The following is a 16380-nucleotide window of genomic DNA, read 5'->3' as shown; positions in this document are numbered from 1 at the left end:
GGTACGGCGGGGTGGGGGTACGGCGGGAGGCGGCGAGGCCAGCAGGCTCAGAGGTGCGGAGGCTCAGAGGTGCGGAGGCTCAGAGGTGCGGAGGCGACGGAGGCACGGGGATGCGGCGCGAGGAGGTGCGACGCGAGGAGGCGAGGCCAGCAGGCTCAGAGGCGCGTAGGTACGGATGTGCAGGGCGAGGAGGTGCAGGGCGAGGAGGTGCGGCGTGGCGTGACAAGGCGGAGGGGGCGTGACGTGACGGGGCGGGGCGGGCGTTGCGAAGGGGAGTTTTGGCCGGGGGCTGCGGAGTGACTGAGTTGTGCGCAGGGCTCGAAGCGTGATTGCCCTGAACATGGCGGAGGTGAGCACGAAGGAGCGGGCGAGTCGTGCGTAGGGCATGAAGCCCTAACTGCCCCCGAACCTAGCGGGCTCAGAGTGGCGGAGCGTGGCTTGGCGGCGTGGGGCACGGGGGCAGGTGCGGGTGGGATGGGTGGCGGCGGGGTGTGGGGTGCTGGTCTGGTGTGGGGCGAGTGCGGTCATGCGGCACGGCTGCTCGCACGCCGCAGCCGCAGTGAGGACGACCGGTTTGTGTGGCCCAACTCCGGGCGGCCACTTGCCGTCAGGCCCTATGCGGGTGGGGACGTGGGGCATGGAAGGTGGCGGGGCAGGGTGTGGCGACGAGGTCGTGGGAGCGGGGGGCTCTGGTGGGCCTGGGCCTGACTCGGTGTCGCGAAAGTGTTGTGGGCTTCGGCGCATTCAGCGGAACCCCCACACTTTGCGGTCGTTCTCTGTGGCACGTAGTGCCGGGGCTCCAGAGAGGGTCGCCGGGTGCGCCCGCTCCCTTTTGGTGGCGTAGTTCGCGTGACGCGCATTGGTGGTGCGGTTCGCCATTACGTGGCTCAGTAAGGCGGATTGATGCTGCGGCTGGGTGGATGCTCTGTCGGGCGAGGAGGAGGCTGCCGCGAGCTTGTCGGGGTGGTGGGTGGTGGGTGGTTTCACGTGAAACAGGGGGTGTTGCGGGTTCGTTGGCTGGGGTCTGCGGCGATGTTTCACGTGAAACCGGGGAGTCAGGCGCCTGGCGGAGCGGATGAGTCGGGAGCTTTGGAGAACGGCCGGGCGGGGGTCAGGGGACGACGAGGGATTTGCGGATGTCGTCGAGGAAGTCGTCTACGTGGTCCGGGGTGGTGTCGAAGGCGGTCATCCAGCGGACGGTGCCGGCAGCTTCGTCCCAGTGGTGGAACAGGTAGCGGTTGAGGAGGGCAGCGGTGGCTGCCTTGGGGAGGGTGGCGAAGACGGCGTTCGATTGGACGGGGTAGGCGATGGTGATGCCGGGGAGTTCGGCGATGCCGTTGGCGAGGCGGGTGGCCATTTGGTTGGCATGGGTTGCGTTGTGGCGCCAGAGGTCGTCGGTGAGGAGGGCGGAGAGTTGGGCGGAGATGAAGCGCATCTTGGAAGCCAGTTGGAGGGACTGGCGGCGGAGGAAGGGGATGGCGTGGGCGAGGGAAGGGGAGAGGACTATCACCGCTTCAGCCGCTAGGGCGCCGTTCTTTGTGCCGCCGAAGCTGAAGATGTCAACGCCGACTTCCGTGGTGATCGCGCCGAGGGTGGTGTTCAGGTGGGCGGCGGCGTTGGCCAGTCTGGCGCCGTCCATGTGGAGGAGCAGGCCGGCGGCGTGTGCTGTGTCGGCGAGGGCGGCGATTTCTTCGGGGGAGTAGCAGGTGCCGAGTTCGGTGACTTGGGAGATGGAGACCACGCGGGGCTGGGGCTCGTGGTGGCTGCCCAAGGTGCTGAGGCGTGCCGTGATGTCCTGGGGGCGGAGCTTGCCGTCGGCTGTAGGAGTTGTCAGGAGCTTCGTGCCCAGTAGTCGCTCTGCCGCGCCTGTCTCGTGGGTGGCGATGTGGGCGGTGTCGGCGCAGACGATGGCGTCGTAGCGGCCGAGCATGGGGGCGAGGCCGACCATGTTGGCGCCGGCGCCGTTCAGGACGGCGAAGCCTTCCGCCTTGGGGCCGAAGATGTCTTTAATGTGGTGCTCGAAGGTCGATGTCCAGCGATCGCCGCCGTAGGCGGGTGCGTCCCCGTGGTTCGCCGCGGTCATGGCTTCGAGGATGGTGGGGTGGACGCCTGCGTGGTTGTCGCTGGCGAAGCTCTTGGGGTAGGTCGAATCGGTCAGCACATGGTCAGGCTACTTTCAGGCGTTGGAGAGGGGAGGGGAGACCGCGCGGACGGCGCGGCGAGTGACCAAGGTGGCCAGGAGGGATCGGCCCGCTCGACGCTGGCCGCGCGGGGGTAAGGCGAGGTGGGGTTGGTGCGAAGGACGCGGAGCCGAGCAGGAGATCGACCCTGGAGGAGAAGGGGAGGCAGGGTCGCGTCTGGGCTTGAAGGCAGGGCAAGGTCTTCGCTCGGAGTGTAAAGGCGAGGCGGAGCGGGTTGCGCGGGGGAAGCAGGCCAGCGGGCGACCCAGCGCCAGCCGACGTGGAGAAGGCGGGTGAGGACGAACCGGGTACGGCCGAGGGAGCGCCTGGGCATACGAAGGCGAGGTGAGGTGAGGACGGCGCTGGACGTACGAAAGACGTACGAAAAAGACGCATGAAGGGCAGCCAGGATCGGCGCCCGGCGGATGCGGTTAAGCCTGGAAGCGGGACGCCGCGTTCTGGAGGAGGACCCGGCAGAGGTCGCCAAGGTCCTGGCCCGCTGCCTCCGCAGCCATCGGCAGCAGGGACGTCTCCGTCATCCCGGGAGCCACGTTGACCTCCAGGAAGTGAGCCTCGTCTGAGGCGTCGACGATGAGGTCGGTGCGAGAGATGTCGCGGAGGCCCAGGGCGGTGTGCGCCGTCACGGCGGTTTCGGCGCAGGCGGCCGCTGCCTTGGCGGACAGGCGGGCGGGGGCGAAGAACTCGGTGTGGCCGGCGGTGTAGCGGGCCGCGTAATCGTAGACGCCCTCGTCCGGGACGATTTCGACGGCAGGCAGGGCGATCGGGCCGTTGCCCAGGTCGACCACCGAGACCGCCACTTCGACGCCCCCCACGTAACGCTCGATCAGCGCCGTGTCGCCGTACGCGAAACAGCCGACCATCGCGGCGGGGAGTTCTTCGGCGGTGCGGACGATCGAGGCGCCCAGGGCGGAACCGCCGCGGGCGGGCTTGACGAACAGGGGGAGGCCGAGATGCGACACGATGCGGCCCAGGACGGCCGTGGCACCGAGGTCGTGGAAGGTCTCCTTGGGTAGGGTGACCGACGCGGGGGTGCGCAGGCCGACCGAGCGCACGACGGCTTTGGCGGTGGGCTTGTCGAAGGCGACCCGGCACGCGTCGGGGTCGGCGCCGACGTAAGGGACGTTCAGGAGTTCGAGGATGGAACGGATGGCGCCGTCCTCGCCCGCGCCGCCGTGCAGCGTGACGAAGACCGCGTCCGGAGGATCGGCCAGGATGTACGGCACGAGGGACGCGTCAGTGTCGCGGGCCTCCACGTCGATGCCCACCGCCCGCAGCACCTCGCTCACCCGGCGACCGGAGCGCAGGGACACCTCCCGCTCATAGGAGAGTCCCCCGGCCAGCACGAGCACGTGGCCCAGATCGCTCATTAGTTCTCCTCCGCTGATCGCACACGCTGTCCAACCGTACCGGCGCTGGGGTGGAATGGTGTACAGCAGGTGCTTTCTACCGTGTGAGCAATGGAGGTTCCGGGCACATCGGTACACGCCAAGCCGGCGCCCGCTCCGGACGCCGGCCAAGAGAAGGTCAGGCCAAGTCAGGCCCGGGCGTGTCCACGCCGGCGTGTCCCCGAGTCGACCCCGTCCCGAACGTGTCCCGCAGCTGGATCTCCTGCTCGATCACTCCGGCCAGCCGCCGAACCCCTTCCCGAATCCGATCGGGCTCGGGGAAGCAGTAGGACAGCCGCATCTGCCGAGCCCCACTCCCATCGGAGAAGAACCCGGTCCCGGGCACGAACGCCACCCGCTCCGCCACGGCCCGCGGCAGGATGGCCTTCGAGTCCAGGCCTTCCGGCAGCGTCGCCCACACGAAGAAGCCCCCGGCCGGTCGGGTCCAGCTGACCTCGGGGGGCATGAGCGCCGAGAGCGCGTCGAGCAGCGCGTCGCGTCGCTCACGATAGAGCTCTTTGAACGTTTTGATCTGCTCCCGCCACGGCTGCGTGGCCAGGTACTGGCCCACGGCCAGCTGGGTGAAGGACGAGTGCGAGAGCACGGCCGACTCCATGGCCAGCACGAGCTTGTCGCGGATGGCGTGCGGCGCCAGCGCCCAGCCGACCCGGAACCCGGGGGCGAGCGTCTTGGAGAACGACCCGAGATAGACCACGCCGTCGGGATTGTCGGCCCGCAGCGCGCGCATCGGCTCGCCGTCGAAGCCGAGCAGCCCGTACGGATTGTCCTCGATGATCAGCACCCCGGCCCGCTGGCAGATGTCGAGCACCTGCTGCCGCCGCGCCATGTTCAGGGTGACGCCGGCCGGGTTCTGGAAGGTCGGGATCGTGTAGAGGAACTTGATCGGGGCACCCGCGGTCTCAAGCGCGTAGATGGTCTGCGCGAGAGATTCGGGAATGATGCCCTGATCGTCCATGGCGATATGAACCACTTTGGCCTGGTATGCGGCGAAAGTGCCGAGAGCGCCAACGTACGACGGGCCTTCGGCCAGCACCACGTCACCCGGGTCGATGAAGATCCGGGTGATCAGATCAAGCGCTTGCTGCGAACCTACGGTGACGACCACGTCGTTCGCCCCGGCCTGGATCCCCTCCAGCCGCATCACATCGCAGATCTGCTCACGCAGGTGCGGATCGCCCTGCCCGGAGCCGTACTGCAGCGCGACGGTACCGCGCCTGGTGACCAGATCGGACACCAGCTCGCCGACCATGTCGAGAGGGAGGGCCGTGACGTACGGCATGCCGCCCGCGAGCGAGACCACTTCGGGCCTCGACGCGACGGCGAAAAGAGCTCGAATCTCGGAGGCGACCATCCCGGTAGCTCGCGCGGCGTACCGATCGACATAGGCGTCGATGCGCGACCCTTGGGTCGCGGGCGTCTGACCGTGATCAAGCTCTTCCGTCACGGTCCACCTCCTTGGTGTCATTTGTCGCTGAACTACCAGATTACGCCAGCCGGACATGTCGGCTGTGACCGGGCCTGACCGTGGTGCTAGCCGATAGCGGGACCGTCACTGGGCTACGATGCCAGGTGGGGACGCGTTTTTCGCGCGCTTTTCCGGGTCAACGATTGGGGCCGTAGTTGTCGCGTCGGCTGGTCAACATAACCCTGGATAATCTGGACGATCTGCCGCGCCGCTGTCGACGGTGCGTCTTCTGGGAGCTCGACCCGGTCAGCGGGGAGCGCGCGATCGATTCCGGTGATCCAGCGCTGGAGAAAGAGGCATGGCTCTCCGGCACGCTGCTCGAATGGGGCAGCTGCGGCAAGATCGTGTACGTCGACGGGGTGCCCGCCGGATTCGTCGTCTACAGCCCGCCGCTCTACACCCCCCGTTCGGTGGCCTTCCCCACCTCGCCGGTCAGCGCGGACGCGGTGCTGCTGATGACCGCGCACATCATTCCGGAGTTCTCGGGTGGCGGCCTGGGCCGGATGCTGATCCAGGGCGTGGCCAAGGACCTGACGCGCCGCGGGGTGAAGGCCATCGAGGCGTTCGGCGATCTCAAGTGGGAGGAGCCGAGCTGTGTGGTGCCGGCCGACTATCTGCTTTCCGTAGGTTTCAAGACGGTACGCCCGCATCTGCGGTTCCCCCGGCTCCGGCTGGAGCTGAAGACCGCCGTCTCGTGGCGTGAGGACGTCGAGGTGGCCTTGGAGCGCCTGCTCGGCTCCATGAGCCCGGAAAGAGCCCTTCGCCCCGTCTGACGCCTTCTCAGCCGCTACAACAGACGGAAGCCCCCTGAGCGAATCTCGCCAGGGGGCTTCCGGTTGAAACGGTACGGGCGCGTCAGATGAGGCCCTCGAGCTCGCGCAGCAGCATGGCCTTCGGCTTGGCACCGATGATCTGCTTCACGACCTCTCCACCCTTGTAGACGTTCAGCGTGGGGATTTGGAGCACACCGTAATTGCGCGGGACATCCGGGTTCTCGTCGATGTTGAGCTTGACGATCTCCAGCTTGTCGCCGTGCTCCTTGGCGATCTCCTCGAGGATGGGCGATACCTGACGGCATGGGCCGCACCACTCGGCCCAGAAGTCGACGAGCACGGGCTTGTCGCTCTTGAGGACCTCGGCCTCAAAGGTGGCGTCGGTTACTGCCTTCACGGTGCGCTCCTTAGTTGTCGTTCGTGGCCAGCCAGCGCTCGGAGTCGAGAGACGCCGAGCAGCCGGTGCCGGCTGCGGTGATGGCCTGCCGGTAGATGTGGTCGACCACGTCACCCGCGGCGAAGACGCCGTCGATGTTGGTCTCCGTGGTGGGCGCGGACACCTTGACGTAGCCGTCGTCGTCGAGGTCGATCTGCCCCTTGACCAGCTCGGTGCGCGGGTCGTGGCCGATCGCGATGAACAACGCGTCGGTGGCCAGCTCGGATTCCTCGCCGGTCTTGAGGTTGCGCAGCTTGACGGCCTCGACCCGGTCGGTGCCGAGGACGTCGACGACCTCGCTGTCCCAGACGAAGCGGATCTTGTCATTCGCGAACGCCCGATCCTGCATGATCTTGCTGGCCCGCAGCTCGTCACGGCGGTGCACGACGGTGACCATGCGGCCGAAGCGGGTCAGGAACGTGGCCTCTTCCATCGCGGTGTCGCCGCCGCCGACGACCACGATGTCCTTGTTGCGGAAGAAGAAGCCGTCACACGTGGCACACCAGGAGACACCGCGACCGGACAGCCGCTTCTCGTTGGGCAGGCCGAGCTCGCGGTAGCCGGAGCCCATGGCCAGGATGACCGACTTGGCGTAGTAGGTCTCGCTGTGGGTCTTGATCACCTTGGGATTGGCCGCCAGGTCCACTTCGAGTACGTCGTCCGCGACCAGCTCGGCGCCGAACCGCTCAGCCTGCTTGCGCAGGTTGTCCATCAGGTCGGGGCCCATGATGCCGTCGGGGAAACCGGGGAAGTTCTCGACGTCGGTGGTGTTCATCAGGGCACCGCCCGCCGTGACCGAGCCCTCGAAGACCAGCGGCTTGAGCTCGGCACGCGCGGAGTAAACGGCCGCCGTGTATCCAGCGGGGCCGGATCCAATAATGATCACGTTACGCACGTCGCTCAACGCTCTCACGCCTTCCTCGTCTGCTCTTGCTTGTCGCCTCAACAGATCCTGGGCCGCCGTGATTCCCCGGCTCGTCATCAACGTACGCCCATAACGAAAGAGCCCGCCGAAGCGGGCTCTGACGTGGGAATCAAGTTACCAGCGGCTCATCAAGCTACCAACTGCCCACTGTGGGCTTGCGCAGGTTCTTGCAGTTGAACGGGTCGACGATGTCGATGCGGAGCGTCTTGGCCGACTTGTTCTTCCAGGAGGTCATGATGACGGCCTCCTGCCCGTTGTACTGCCCTTGGTCGACCGCGAAGACCTTGAGCTTCGTACGGTCGGCCACCCGGTTGACGCACTTGTCGACCGCATCGACGTCAGAGGAGCCGCCACCCACTATGGGAGCAGGCCCGAAAAAGTTTTCGAGTGGCTGCTTCAACTCCTGGTCGCTGTAGTTGTGCCCGCTGTCGGTCAGCGCGTACGCCTTGCCCGGCACAGCCACCTTGGTCGGCGACGGTGGGTCAACGGTCGCTCCCTGATGTCCGGCGACGACGGTGGCGCCACCCGAGAACAGGTTGGTCGAGATCACCGCGGTGCCCACCACAGCCGCCGTGGCAGCAGCGGCGACCGCGGGCATCGCCCACCGGCGTCGTCGTGCGGCCTTGCGCCCGGCCGGGACGATGGTGCCGTCGTCGGAGACCACTCCGAGGCGTACCGGCTCCGGCTGAGGGTCGTTTCCCGCCGCATCCCAGGGAGAGTCCCGCATGAGCTCATCCCAGTTGGGTGGTTCCGCCAGGCCGACACCCCCTCGCCCGGATCCCGCTTCGGCGGCCAGCGCCTTGTCGATGCGCAGTGCGACCCCCATCGGCATGGCCGGAGTCGGAGTCGCCGCGAGCACCTCGCGAACCGCTGCCAGGTCGGCCAGTAGCTCCCCACAGGGGTCGCATACCGCGAGATGCTCGCGGACCTGGCGGGCCGTGCCAGCGTCTAGGAGACCCTCGGCCAACTCGGCCAGGATTTCCAGATCGTAGTGCGTATCACCCGTCACGAAGTTCTGCTCCCTTCGCGGATGAGACGCGACTGAGGTCCGATCGGTTCCGCAGATGCGAAAGAATTGGGGCAAGTTTCGCGCGCCCCCGCGCGCACCGGCTCTTCACCGTCCCGCTGGGCACTTCGAGCACCTGAGCTGCGTCTTCGACCGAATAGCCCATCATGTCGACGAGCACCAGCGCGGCCCGCTGGTCTGTGGGAAGCATTTTCAGAGCGGCCGAAACCTCCATCGAAACCTCACGCTCACCCGTCTGATCGGGCATTGGCGTGTCACGCTCGGCGGCCTCGATGAGCTCGTCATCGGCGACCGGTCTGACAGATTTACGGCGCATCCGGTCAAGGCAGGCGTTGACCACGATCCGGTGCAGCCACGTGGTGACCGCGGCCTCGCCGCGGAACGTGCCCGCCTTCCGGTAGGCGGAGACGAAAGCGTCCTGCACGGCGTCGGCCGCCTCGTCGGGATCGCCCAGCGTGCGCAGGGCCACGGCCCACATGCGGTCACGGTGTCTCTTGACGATCTCGCTGAAGGCGTGAGGATCCCCATTGATGTGCGCGGTCAGCAGCTCGGCGTCGGTGACGGCGGGCCGCTCCGCGGATGAAGGTGTATCAGGTGGGGAGTTCACAAGAGGGATTCCTGGGTTATGCCGATCCGGGAGAATGCACCACTACTTCATAGATGGTGCCATGAAACTTGCCCGCATCTGCCGGAAGACGGGTAAACCAGATCAAAACGTACCGACCGCTTGCGGCTTGATCAGGCTTCAAGGTGATCTTCCCGGCCCCGTTCTTCTCCTTGGCGACGGTCTTCAGCGAGCCCAGCTCGGGCGCGTCGCCGACCTTCAGCTCGATGCTCGCACCGGACGCTTCGGCCAGCGTAGCCACCACGTCGCCGATCTGCATGGACTTGCCCATGTCGAGCAGCAGACCCACGCCGTCCTTGAGATTGCCCAGGTCGGCGCTGTTGTAATTTTCCGTCTTCCAGAGCGTGCTGGGCTTGCCGTCGATGGCGAGCGGTGCCATCTCGTTCTTCTCGTCCCGGTCGGCGAGCGGGTCGAAGCCTGTCGCCTTCTCTGGCTTCACGACGACCATCGGCTGCGCGGACGCGGAGGCCGAGGCGGTCGGGGAGGTCTCCGCCTGCGGGGCGTTCGGACTGCCCAGGCTGCGGCCGATCGTCCAGGCGCCGACGCCGACCGCGGCGATGACGAGCAGCACCACGACGGTCATCAGCACCCGGTTGAGCGTGCTGCCGCCACCCTGCGCGCGGGGCGGCATGGGCCGGGGCTGCGTGGGCAGCGGCGGGCGCCGCTCGGTCTCGATGCCTTCGGAGCGCGAGGCCGACTGCACCGCCGGCGTCGGGGGATAGGCGATCGGGATGGGCATGGGCCGGGCCACGTTGGCGAGGGCGTCGGCGATCTCGGACGGGCTGGTCAGCGCGGCGTGGCCCTTGCGGGACTCGGGAAGGCAGGCCCTGATGGTGACCGCGTCGAGGTATCCGGGTACTCCGGCCGTGACCTGGCGCGGCGAGCAGAAGTGCCCGTCGATCATCGGCGCCGTGGGCAGGCCGGTGTCCTCCTCGTCGCCCGGCCAGTGGCCGGACAGACCCGCGTAGAGCAGGCGGCCCAGGCCTTCGGCGTCGTCGAGGGCGGGCTGGTCGGTGGTGAGGCCGGACAGCGCCGCGTCGACCGCGACGCCGAGCACCTTGACCGTGTTGCCGGTCGTCCACACCAGGTGCTCGGGGCGCAGGCACAGGTGGTAGAGGTCGGACTCGTGGGCGTGGGTCAGCGCCTCGGCGGCCTCGGCGACCAGGCCGGCTGCCCGCTCCGGCTCCAGCGGGCCGGCCGCGAGCAGGTCGGACAGGGTGTCGCCGGTCACCCACTCGCTGACCACGTACGAATGGTCGTCGTGCTCGGCCGCGTCGAACACCTGGGTCAGACGCGGATCGGTGAGCCTGCTGGCGGCGCGGGCGGCAGTGACCACCTCGTGGACGCGGGGGAAGTCAGGGGAGAAGGTGTGAACCGCGACGGGTCGCGCGAGGATCTCGTCGATCGCCTTCCACAGGGTGGCTCCATCGGACTCGCTCACCCTGTCCTCAAGCCGGAAGCGTTCGGCGAGACGGGTGCCGGGTTCGACCGACGACGTGCTCACTGACTCACTCCGCTCGGCCGCTCGGGGGTGCACATGACTCGACTCACCTGCGTGGGGGTGTACCACGTAGGCACGCTATGCCGGGTGGATCCGCCCACGCCCCTCCTGCTTCCATTCGCGCGTGTCGGCACCATGCTAGTGCCGCGCTGGTTCCACCCGCGTTCTTTACCGGCCTACCCGCCCGGCAACCATCCCAACGATCGAGTTGATCTCCGGGATGCGCATGCGATGGGCGACGCCCAGGTACAGCAGCATGCCCAGCCCGCCGCCCACGGCCAGCGCGATCAGCGAGTTGAGGAAGGTAAGGCCGCCCAACACGTCCTGAACCGCCCAGACGCAGACCAGCGCCAGCACCGCGGTGGGCAGTGCCGACAGGTACATCCTGGTCAGAGCCATTCCGATCTTCCAGCCACCCAGCCCTCTGACACGACGAGCGGCGAGAATCCAGGCCCCACCCGCCCCGATCGTATAGGCGACGGCATAGGCGAAGGCCAATCCCATCACCGCGTAGCGAGCCGGCAGCAGGACGTTGAACAGTACCATCAGCAGCGCGTTGACCGCGGTCGTCGCCGCGCCGACGTAAACGGGCGTCCGGGTGTCGCCGAAGCTGTAGAAGACCCGCAGCAGCAACTGGAAGATCGAGAACGGCACCAGCGCCAGGCCGTAGACCTGCAGCACGTTGCCGATGTAGACGGCCGAGTCCGCCGAGGTGTTGCCATGGGCGTACAGCGGCACGGTGATCGCCGGGCCGAGCACCATCAGCAGCAGCGACACCGGGACCATCACCGAGCTGATGAGCCGCACGCTCGATCCGAACTCGGAGCGGACCTCGTCGAGCCGCCCCTCTTCCACCGCCCGGCTCATCTTGGGCAGCATGGCCGTGATCACCGAGACGCCGATGACGCCGTAGGGGAGCTGGAAGAGCTGGAAGGCCAGCGTGTACGGGCTGATGCCGTGACCCTGCACCGCGTCGCCCGCCGCGCTGGACAGGTTGGTGGTCAGCATGAAGCCGAGCTGAGTGACCACCACGTAGCCGATGGTCCAGATCCCCGCCCGGCCCATCTCGCCCAGCCGCGCGTTGCGCACGTCGAAACGCGGCACGAAGGAGAACCCGATCCGCTTGAGCGCGACGATCAGCACGGCGGCCTGCGCCACGATGCCCGCCGTGGTGCCCACGCCGAGCAGCGCGATCTGGCCGTTCGTGACCAGCGCGATGTCACCGCCGGCCTTGCCGGCCACCACGAAGTAGAGCACCAGCACGCAGATGACCACGAGATTGTTGACCACCGGCGCCCACATGGGGGCCGCGTAGCGGTCACGCGTGTTGAGAATGGCTCCGGCGACCGCGCCGACGCCGAAGAAGGCCAGCTGCGGCAGGATGAACCTGGCCAGCAGCACCGCGACCTCGAACTTGCGGCTGCCGGGCTCCCAGTCGGTGGTGTAGAGGTCGATGAGCAGCGGGGCCGCCAGCACGGCCAGCACGGCGACGACCAGCAGCGCGACCGTGGCCAGCGTCATCAGTCGCTGCTCGTACGCCCGGCCGCCGTCGTAGTCGCGCTGCTGCGCCTTGACGATCATCGGCACCACGACGCTGCTGAGCACGCCGAGCAGCAGCAGGTCGAGGATGCTGTACGGGATGGCGTACGCGGCGTTGTAGGCGTCGCCCATCGCCAAGGTGCCGATCGCGGAGGCGAGCACCATCGTCCGCACGAATCCGGTGACCCTGGACACCATCGTGCCCGCCGCCATGATGGCGCTGGCCCGCAACATGCGGCTCATACGGTCTCACTTTCCCGGCTCTTGGCGGCCCGTGCGAGCCGTCGCTGCGATCGGCGCCGTAGCAACCGTGTCACGACGGCGGCGAGCATAACCGCCAGCGCCGCCCCGACGATCACCAGGGCGATCCCCGTGTAGCCGGTGGTGCGGATCGTCAGCTTGACGGGCTTGCCGTACGGCAAGCCGTTCCTGGTCACGAGTTGGACGCTCACCGTGGCGTCACCGCTGGTCGTCGCGCTCATCGGCACCTGGACGCCGCCGGTGTTGTCATTGGGGATCGTCAGCAGCTTCCTCGACGGCGAGGGGTCGATCTGGAGGAGCCCGGGGTTGTTGCTCTTCACGTCGATGTAGAGGGCGATCGTGTCACCGATCGCGTTCTTCACGCTGATGGGCACCTGGCCGTTGCTCCCGGCCAGCGTGCGCGGCCGATCGGGGTCGGCGCCGGTGATGGAGATCTTGTTCATCTCGGTCTGGATGGCCCCGTCGACCAGTCTGGTGGCCGAGCGGCCCGCGCGCGTGCTGTTGCGCCAGGACGCGGAGGTCAGCCTGAGCACCGCGGCGTCGAAGTCGGAGTGCGGCTTGGGCTCCGCGGTGATCTGAGCGGTGAGCTGCGCCTTCGCGGCGACGTCCTTGATCGGGCCGAGGTATTTCGCGCTGAGCTCTTCCTTGCGGTCCTGGTCGGTGTAGGTGAGCGCGGCCCTGGGCGTGGGCGTCTTGCTCGGCTTGATCGAGCTGAGCGGGGTCAGCGCCAGCCACGGCAGCCGGCTCGCGGTCTTGAGCAGGGTGTTGACCAGCGTCGGGCTCGGGTCCCAGCGCCGCGAGGGCGCGATGACCAGCGACCTGGGCTTCGTCTGGCCGGGTTCGGCGGCGATCATCGCGGTCTCGGCGATGAAGTGCTGCTTGTTCAGCACGACCGAGCTCGGCGCGGTGGAATCCGGCTCGAACGTGCGGGTGAGCTCCGCGTCGGCGACCAGCGCGGTGACCGGCCCCTGGACGCTGTCGAGCGTGCCGGCGGCGTCGGGCGTGACCGTGACCGGCGGCTGCGGCGGCAGGTTCGTGGAGTTGAGCAGCACCCGGTCGACCTTGGCGACGGAGAGCAGGTCGAGCGCGTCGGGATCGAGCACGCCCCCGACCGGCCAGTTCGTGGTCAGCGGCACGTCGCGCTTGAGCAACTCGGTGGCGATCTGCCTGCCCATCTCGATCGCCTTGCCGGTCTGGCCGTCCAGGCCCTGGTGGGCGAGCGCGGCGACGTCGGGATCGGCGTACGGGGTGGCCACGACCGGAGAGTCGGCCAGCGCGGTGCGCAGAGAGTCGAGCCACTTGGCGGCGTTGGGGTCGGCGGGCTGGTTCTTGCCCTTGAGCCGGTGCGGCTTGGACAGGGCCTGCGCGTCGTCGAGGAGCGCGGGGTCGAGGAACCAGGTGACGCTCTTGTGCGCGGTCGAGGCGATGCCCGCCAGTTGGGCGAGCCGGCCCTTGCCGGTCAGCTCCGCGCCCAGCTTGTCGTCGACGAAGTTGTCGTTCTCGGCGCGATGCGCCTGGTCGATGATGGGCAGCGCGATGGCCAGCCGGTTGGGCGGCAGCTTCTGCGGGGTCGGCGGCGCGTACGTCACGTACGTGCGCTGTACGGAGAACGGCACGCCGGCCCGGGACACTTCAATGGCAATGGGATAGACGCCGAACGACGTGAAACCGAGCTCCACGGGCGTCCGTGTGATCTCGAAGGTCCTGGACGCGCCCGCCTCCATGGCCGGGAGCAGCACGGCCGAGCTGAGCGCGACTTGCCCTGGCAGAGTCGCCGGGTTCGGGTCGGACTGGTAGGCGGTCATGGTGGCGCGGTCGGTGAACTTCTGCGCCGTGTACAGCAACCGGACGCTCAGCCCGGTCATCGTCTCGCCCATGTCGTTGCGGACCGTGCCAGTGATCTTTATCGGCGTGGTCAGGCTCGGCGGCGCGTCCGGCGTGATGGATGTGATCGAGAGCGCCATCTGCTGCCTGACCGCCTTCGCGGCGGTCGTGCCCGGCGTCTTCACGGCAGCCGTACTCGGCGTCGTCGCGACCGTAGGCGCGAGCAACGCGGCGGAGAGTACGGCGAGGAGCGTGGCCTTACGGATCACGCGTCCGCCCGAGCTGGAGTACGACGCACGCCCGCAATGGTACGGGTTCAGTGCCGCAGCGCGACCGCCTGGCGACTTCCTCTGGGTCGTGGGACACGCAGGTTCACCGTCTTGCCACGCAGGAGTGTCAGCAGGTCAAGGGCCCGCATGGTGAGGGCCGTGTGGCGCTCGCCGGTGGCCGTGAAGATCGCACCGGCATCGGCGCGGAGACGGTCGTCCACTACCATGGCCAGGTCGTCGGGCAGCAGGAACGGGCTGATGAGCCCGGCCGCGTAGTCAGTGGCGGAGTTGACCAGGAAAGCCGGGGCGAGCCGCACTTTCCGCACACCGAGCGCGCCGCCCACGGCCCCGGGCTGCGGCGGATCGGAGACGGCGGAGACGACGGCGACGACGACCTCGCGGCCGATTCTCGTGGCGACCTCGAACACCGTGACCGCGACGCACCGCTCGGGCGCGGCGGAGACCGCATCAGGCAGCTCGTCCACGCAAGTCATAGGGCGCGGAAGGCGTACGATCTCATGATGGACCTGGTGTGCGAGGAGCCAGCGATGGATCGCGAGGGCGTCCTTCATAGAAGACCTCCTTGCCTGGTTCCATGGCCCCCGACGGTCCCCTGACCGACGGTAACCCCGACTGGATGTGGCTCGGGGGATATGTTCCGGAATCAAAGGACCTACCCAGCTTGTCCGACTCAAATCTGACCGAAAGCCAACAGCGGGCCATGAACGACCTGTTCCGCAAGATCGCTCCGGTGGCCGACGAGCTCGGCCGGTTGTTCGCCGCGAAGGGGCACGAGCTGGCCCTCGTCGGCGGCCCGGTGCGCGACCTCCTGCTCGGCCGCGTGGGCAACGATCTCGACCTCACCACCGACGCCCGGCCCGAACGGGTGCTCGAGCTGGTCAGGGACTGGGCCGACTCGGTCTGGACGATCGGCATCGACTTCGGCACGGTCGGCGTGCGCAAGGGTGGCTTGCTGCTGGAGATCACCACCTACCGCAGCGAGTCGTACGACCCCAAGTCCCGCAAGCCCGACGTCATGTACGGCGAGACGCTGGAGGCCGACCTGGAGCGGCGCGACTTCGCGGTCAACGCGATGGCCGTGCGGCTGCCAGGGCACGAGTTCGTCGACCCCTACGGTGGTCTGACCGACCTGGCGGCCAAGCTGCTGCGCACGCCGGGCACGCCGGAGCAGTCCTTCGACGACGACCCGCTGCGCATGCTGCGCGCCGCCAGGTTCGCCTCGCAGCTCGGTTTCACGGTCGACGCCAAGGCGATCGAGGCGATGACCGACATGGCGGAGCGCATCGAGATCGTCTCGGCCGAACGCATCCGCGACGAGCTCGACAAGCTGATCTGCGGCACCTACCCGCGCGAGGGCCTGCGCCTGCTGGTCGAGACCGGGCTGGCCGCGCACGTGCTGCCTGAGCTGCCCAAGCTGCGCCTGGAGATCGACGAGCACCACCGGCACAAGGATGTCTACGAGCACACGCTGACCGTCCTCGACCAGGCCATCGCCCAGGAGGACGACGGCAAGCCCGACCGGATCCTGCGCTGGGCCGCGCTCCTGCACGACATCGGCAAGCCCAAGACGCGGCGGCACGAGGCGGGCGGGCGGGTCTCCTTCCATCACCACGAGGTGGTCGGGGCGCAGATGACCAAGAAGCGCATGGCCGAGCTCAAGTTCCCCAAGGATGTGGTGGCCGACACCTCGCGGCTGGTGGAGCTGCACCTGCGCTTCCACGGCTACGGCACGGGCGAGTGGACCGACAGCGCGGTGCGCCGCTACGTGCGCGACGCCGGTCCACTGCTCGACCGGCTGCACAAGCTGACCAGGGCCGACTGCACGACCCGCAACAAGCGCAAGGCGAGCGCCCTGTCGCGTACGTACGACCAGTTGGAGGAGCGCATCGCCCGGCTCGCCGACGAGGAGGAGCTGGCCAAGATCCGCCCGGAGCTCGACGGCAACGAGATCCAGCGCATCCTCGGCGTCGGTCCCGGTCCGGTCGTCGGGCAGGCGTACAAGTTCCTGCTGGAGCTCCGGCTGGACAAGGGCATGGTCGGCAAGGAGACCGCCACCGAGGCGCTGCTGGAGTGGGCGCGGGAGACCGGCGCGGCGCCCGCTTGATCA

13 protein-coding genes are annotated in these 16380 nt (G+C 68.1%); 2 read left to right on the top strand and 11 right to left on the bottom strand.

What is annotated here, in order from left to right; translation table 11 throughout:
- Window positions 1-1111: 1111 nt before the first annotated feature.
- The 3 genes from AB0B91_RS51980 to AB0B91_RS51970 all read right to left on the bottom strand — a co-directional run bounded on the left by AB0B91_RS51980 (window position 1112) and on the right by AB0B91_RS51970 (window position 4958).
- The gene (locus tag AB0B91_RS51980) at window positions 1112-2161 is read right to left on the bottom strand and encodes an aminotransferase class V-fold PLP-dependent enzyme (protein WP_358338108.1); all 1050 of its coding nucleotides are present in this window, start codon (window positions 2159-2161) and stop codon (window positions 1112-1114) included.
- Window positions 2162-2611: 450 nt separating this feature from the next.
- Complete coding sequence (locus AB0B91_RS51975; protein WP_358338106.1) at window positions 2612-3568, bottom strand: D-alanine--D-alanine ligase; 957 nt, start codon at window positions 3566-3568, stop codon at window positions 2612-2614.
- A gap of 157 nt (window positions 3569-3725) precedes the next feature.
- Window positions 3726-4958: a PLP-dependent aminotransferase family protein gene (locus AB0B91_RS51970; RefSeq protein ID WP_358338344.1), complete on the bottom strand. Its 1233-nt coding sequence runs from the start codon at window positions 4956-4958 to the stop codon at window positions 3726-3728.
- A 269-nt stretch (window positions 4959-5227) separates the two neighbouring features.
- Here AB0B91_RS51970 and AB0B91_RS51965 point away from each other — a divergent pair, with 269 nt between their 5' ends.
- Window positions 5228-5845, top strand: a complete 618-nt coding sequence (locus AB0B91_RS51965; protein WP_219535088.1) for a GNAT family N-acetyltransferase — start codon at window positions 5228-5230, stop codon at window positions 5843-5845.
- Between the two features lie 82 nt (window positions 5846-5927).
- On the opposite strand, the gene trxA is transcribed toward AB0B91_RS51965, so the two are convergent.
- The 8 genes from trxA to AB0B91_RS51925 all read right to left on the bottom strand — a co-directional run bounded on the left by trxA (window position 5928) and on the right by AB0B91_RS51925 (window position 14746).
- Window positions 5928-6242, bottom strand: coding sequence for a thioredoxin (gene trxA, locus AB0B91_RS51960; RefSeq protein ID WP_214635245.1), 315 nt, complete (start codon window positions 6240-6242; stop codon window positions 5928-5930).
- Window positions 6243-6252: 10 nt separating this feature from the next.
- Window positions 6253-7185, bottom strand: a complete 933-nt coding sequence (trxB, locus tag AB0B91_RS51955) for a thioredoxin-disulfide reductase (protein ID WP_358338342.1) — start codon at window positions 7183-7185, stop codon at window positions 6253-6255.
- 154 nt (window positions 7186-7339) lie between these two features.
- A complete protein-coding gene (locus tag AB0B91_RS51950; RefSeq protein WP_358338103.1) occupies window positions 7340-8215 on the bottom strand; it encodes a zf-HC2 domain-containing protein in 876 nt (291 codons plus the stop codon).
- Window positions 8205-8840 carry an RNA polymerase sigma factor SigM gene (sigM, locus tag AB0B91_RS51945; protein ID WP_219535086.1) on the bottom strand — a complete coding sequence of 212 codons (636 nt, stop codon included), beginning with the start codon at window positions 8838-8840 and terminating at the stop codon, window positions 8205-8207. The genes AB0B91_RS51950 and sigM overlap by 11 nt, the downstream gene beginning before the upstream one ends.
- A 16-nt stretch (window positions 8841-8856) precedes the next feature.
- Entirely contained in the window at window positions 8857-10362 is a 1506-nt protein-coding gene (locus tag AB0B91_RS51940; protein ID WP_358338100.1) for a protein kinase family protein, read from the bottom strand.
- Window positions 10363-10527: 165 nt separating this feature from the next.
- Window positions 10528-12141 (bottom strand): murein biosynthesis integral membrane protein MurJ, encoded by a 1614-nt coding sequence (gene murJ / locus AB0B91_RS51935; protein ID WP_358338097.1) that lies wholly within the window; start codon window positions 12139-12141, stop codon window positions 10528-10530.
- The gene (locus AB0B91_RS51930; protein ID WP_358338094.1) at window positions 12138-14252 is read right to left on the bottom strand and encodes a DUF6049 family protein; all 2115 of its coding nucleotides are present in this window, start codon (window positions 14250-14252) and stop codon (window positions 12138-12140) included. The genes murJ and AB0B91_RS51930 overlap by 4 nt, the downstream gene beginning before the upstream one ends.
- A gap of 47 nt (window positions 14253-14299) precedes the next feature.
- Window positions 14300-14746 (bottom strand): YbaK/EbsC family protein, encoded by a 447-nt coding sequence (locus AB0B91_RS51925; protein ID WP_358338340.1) that lies wholly within the window; start codon window positions 14744-14746, stop codon window positions 14300-14302.
- Between the two features lie 227 nt (window positions 14747-14973).
- Between AB0B91_RS51925 and AB0B91_RS51920 the strand changes: the two genes are divergently transcribed.
- Window positions 14974-16377 (top strand): CCA tRNA nucleotidyltransferase, encoded by a 1404-nt coding sequence (locus AB0B91_RS51920; RefSeq protein ID WP_358338091.1) that lies wholly within the window; start codon window positions 14974-14976, stop codon window positions 16375-16377.
- The last annotated feature ends 3 nt before the right edge of the window (window positions 16378-16380 follow it).

Origin of the sequence: Nonomuraea sp. NPDC049141, from assembly GCF_040648415.1 — a bacterium.
In the GTDB taxonomy this organism is placed as follows: domain Bacteria; phylum Actinomycetota; class Actinomycetes; order Streptosporangiales; family Streptosporangiaceae; genus Nonomuraea.
The sequence above is the reverse complement of the archived record's forward strand: the minus strand, read 5'-3'. Positions and strand labels throughout refer to the sequence as shown.

Bases quoted from the DNA above. Each gene is read 5' to 3' on its own strand.
- AB0B91_RS51975 (WP_358338106.1), bottom strand. From the start codon at position 3,568: ATGAGCGATCTGGGCCACGTGCTCGTGCTGGCCGGGGGACTCTCCTAT.
- AB0B91_RS51970 (WP_358338344.1), bottom strand. From the start codon at position 4,958: ATGGTCGCCTCCGAGATTCGAGCTCTTTTCGCCGTCGCGTCGAGGCCC.
- murJ (WP_358338097.1), bottom strand. From the start codon at position 12,141: ATGAGCCGCATGTTGCGGGCCAGCGCCATCATGGCGGCGGGCACGATG.
- AB0B91_RS51925 (WP_358338340.1), bottom strand. From the start codon at position 14,746: ATGACTTGCGTGGACGAGCTGCCTGATGCGGTCTCCGCCGCGCCCGAG.
- AB0B91_RS51920 (WP_358338091.1), top strand. From the start codon at position 14,974: ATGAACGACCTGTTCCGCAAGATCGCTCCGGTGGCCGACGAGCTCGGC.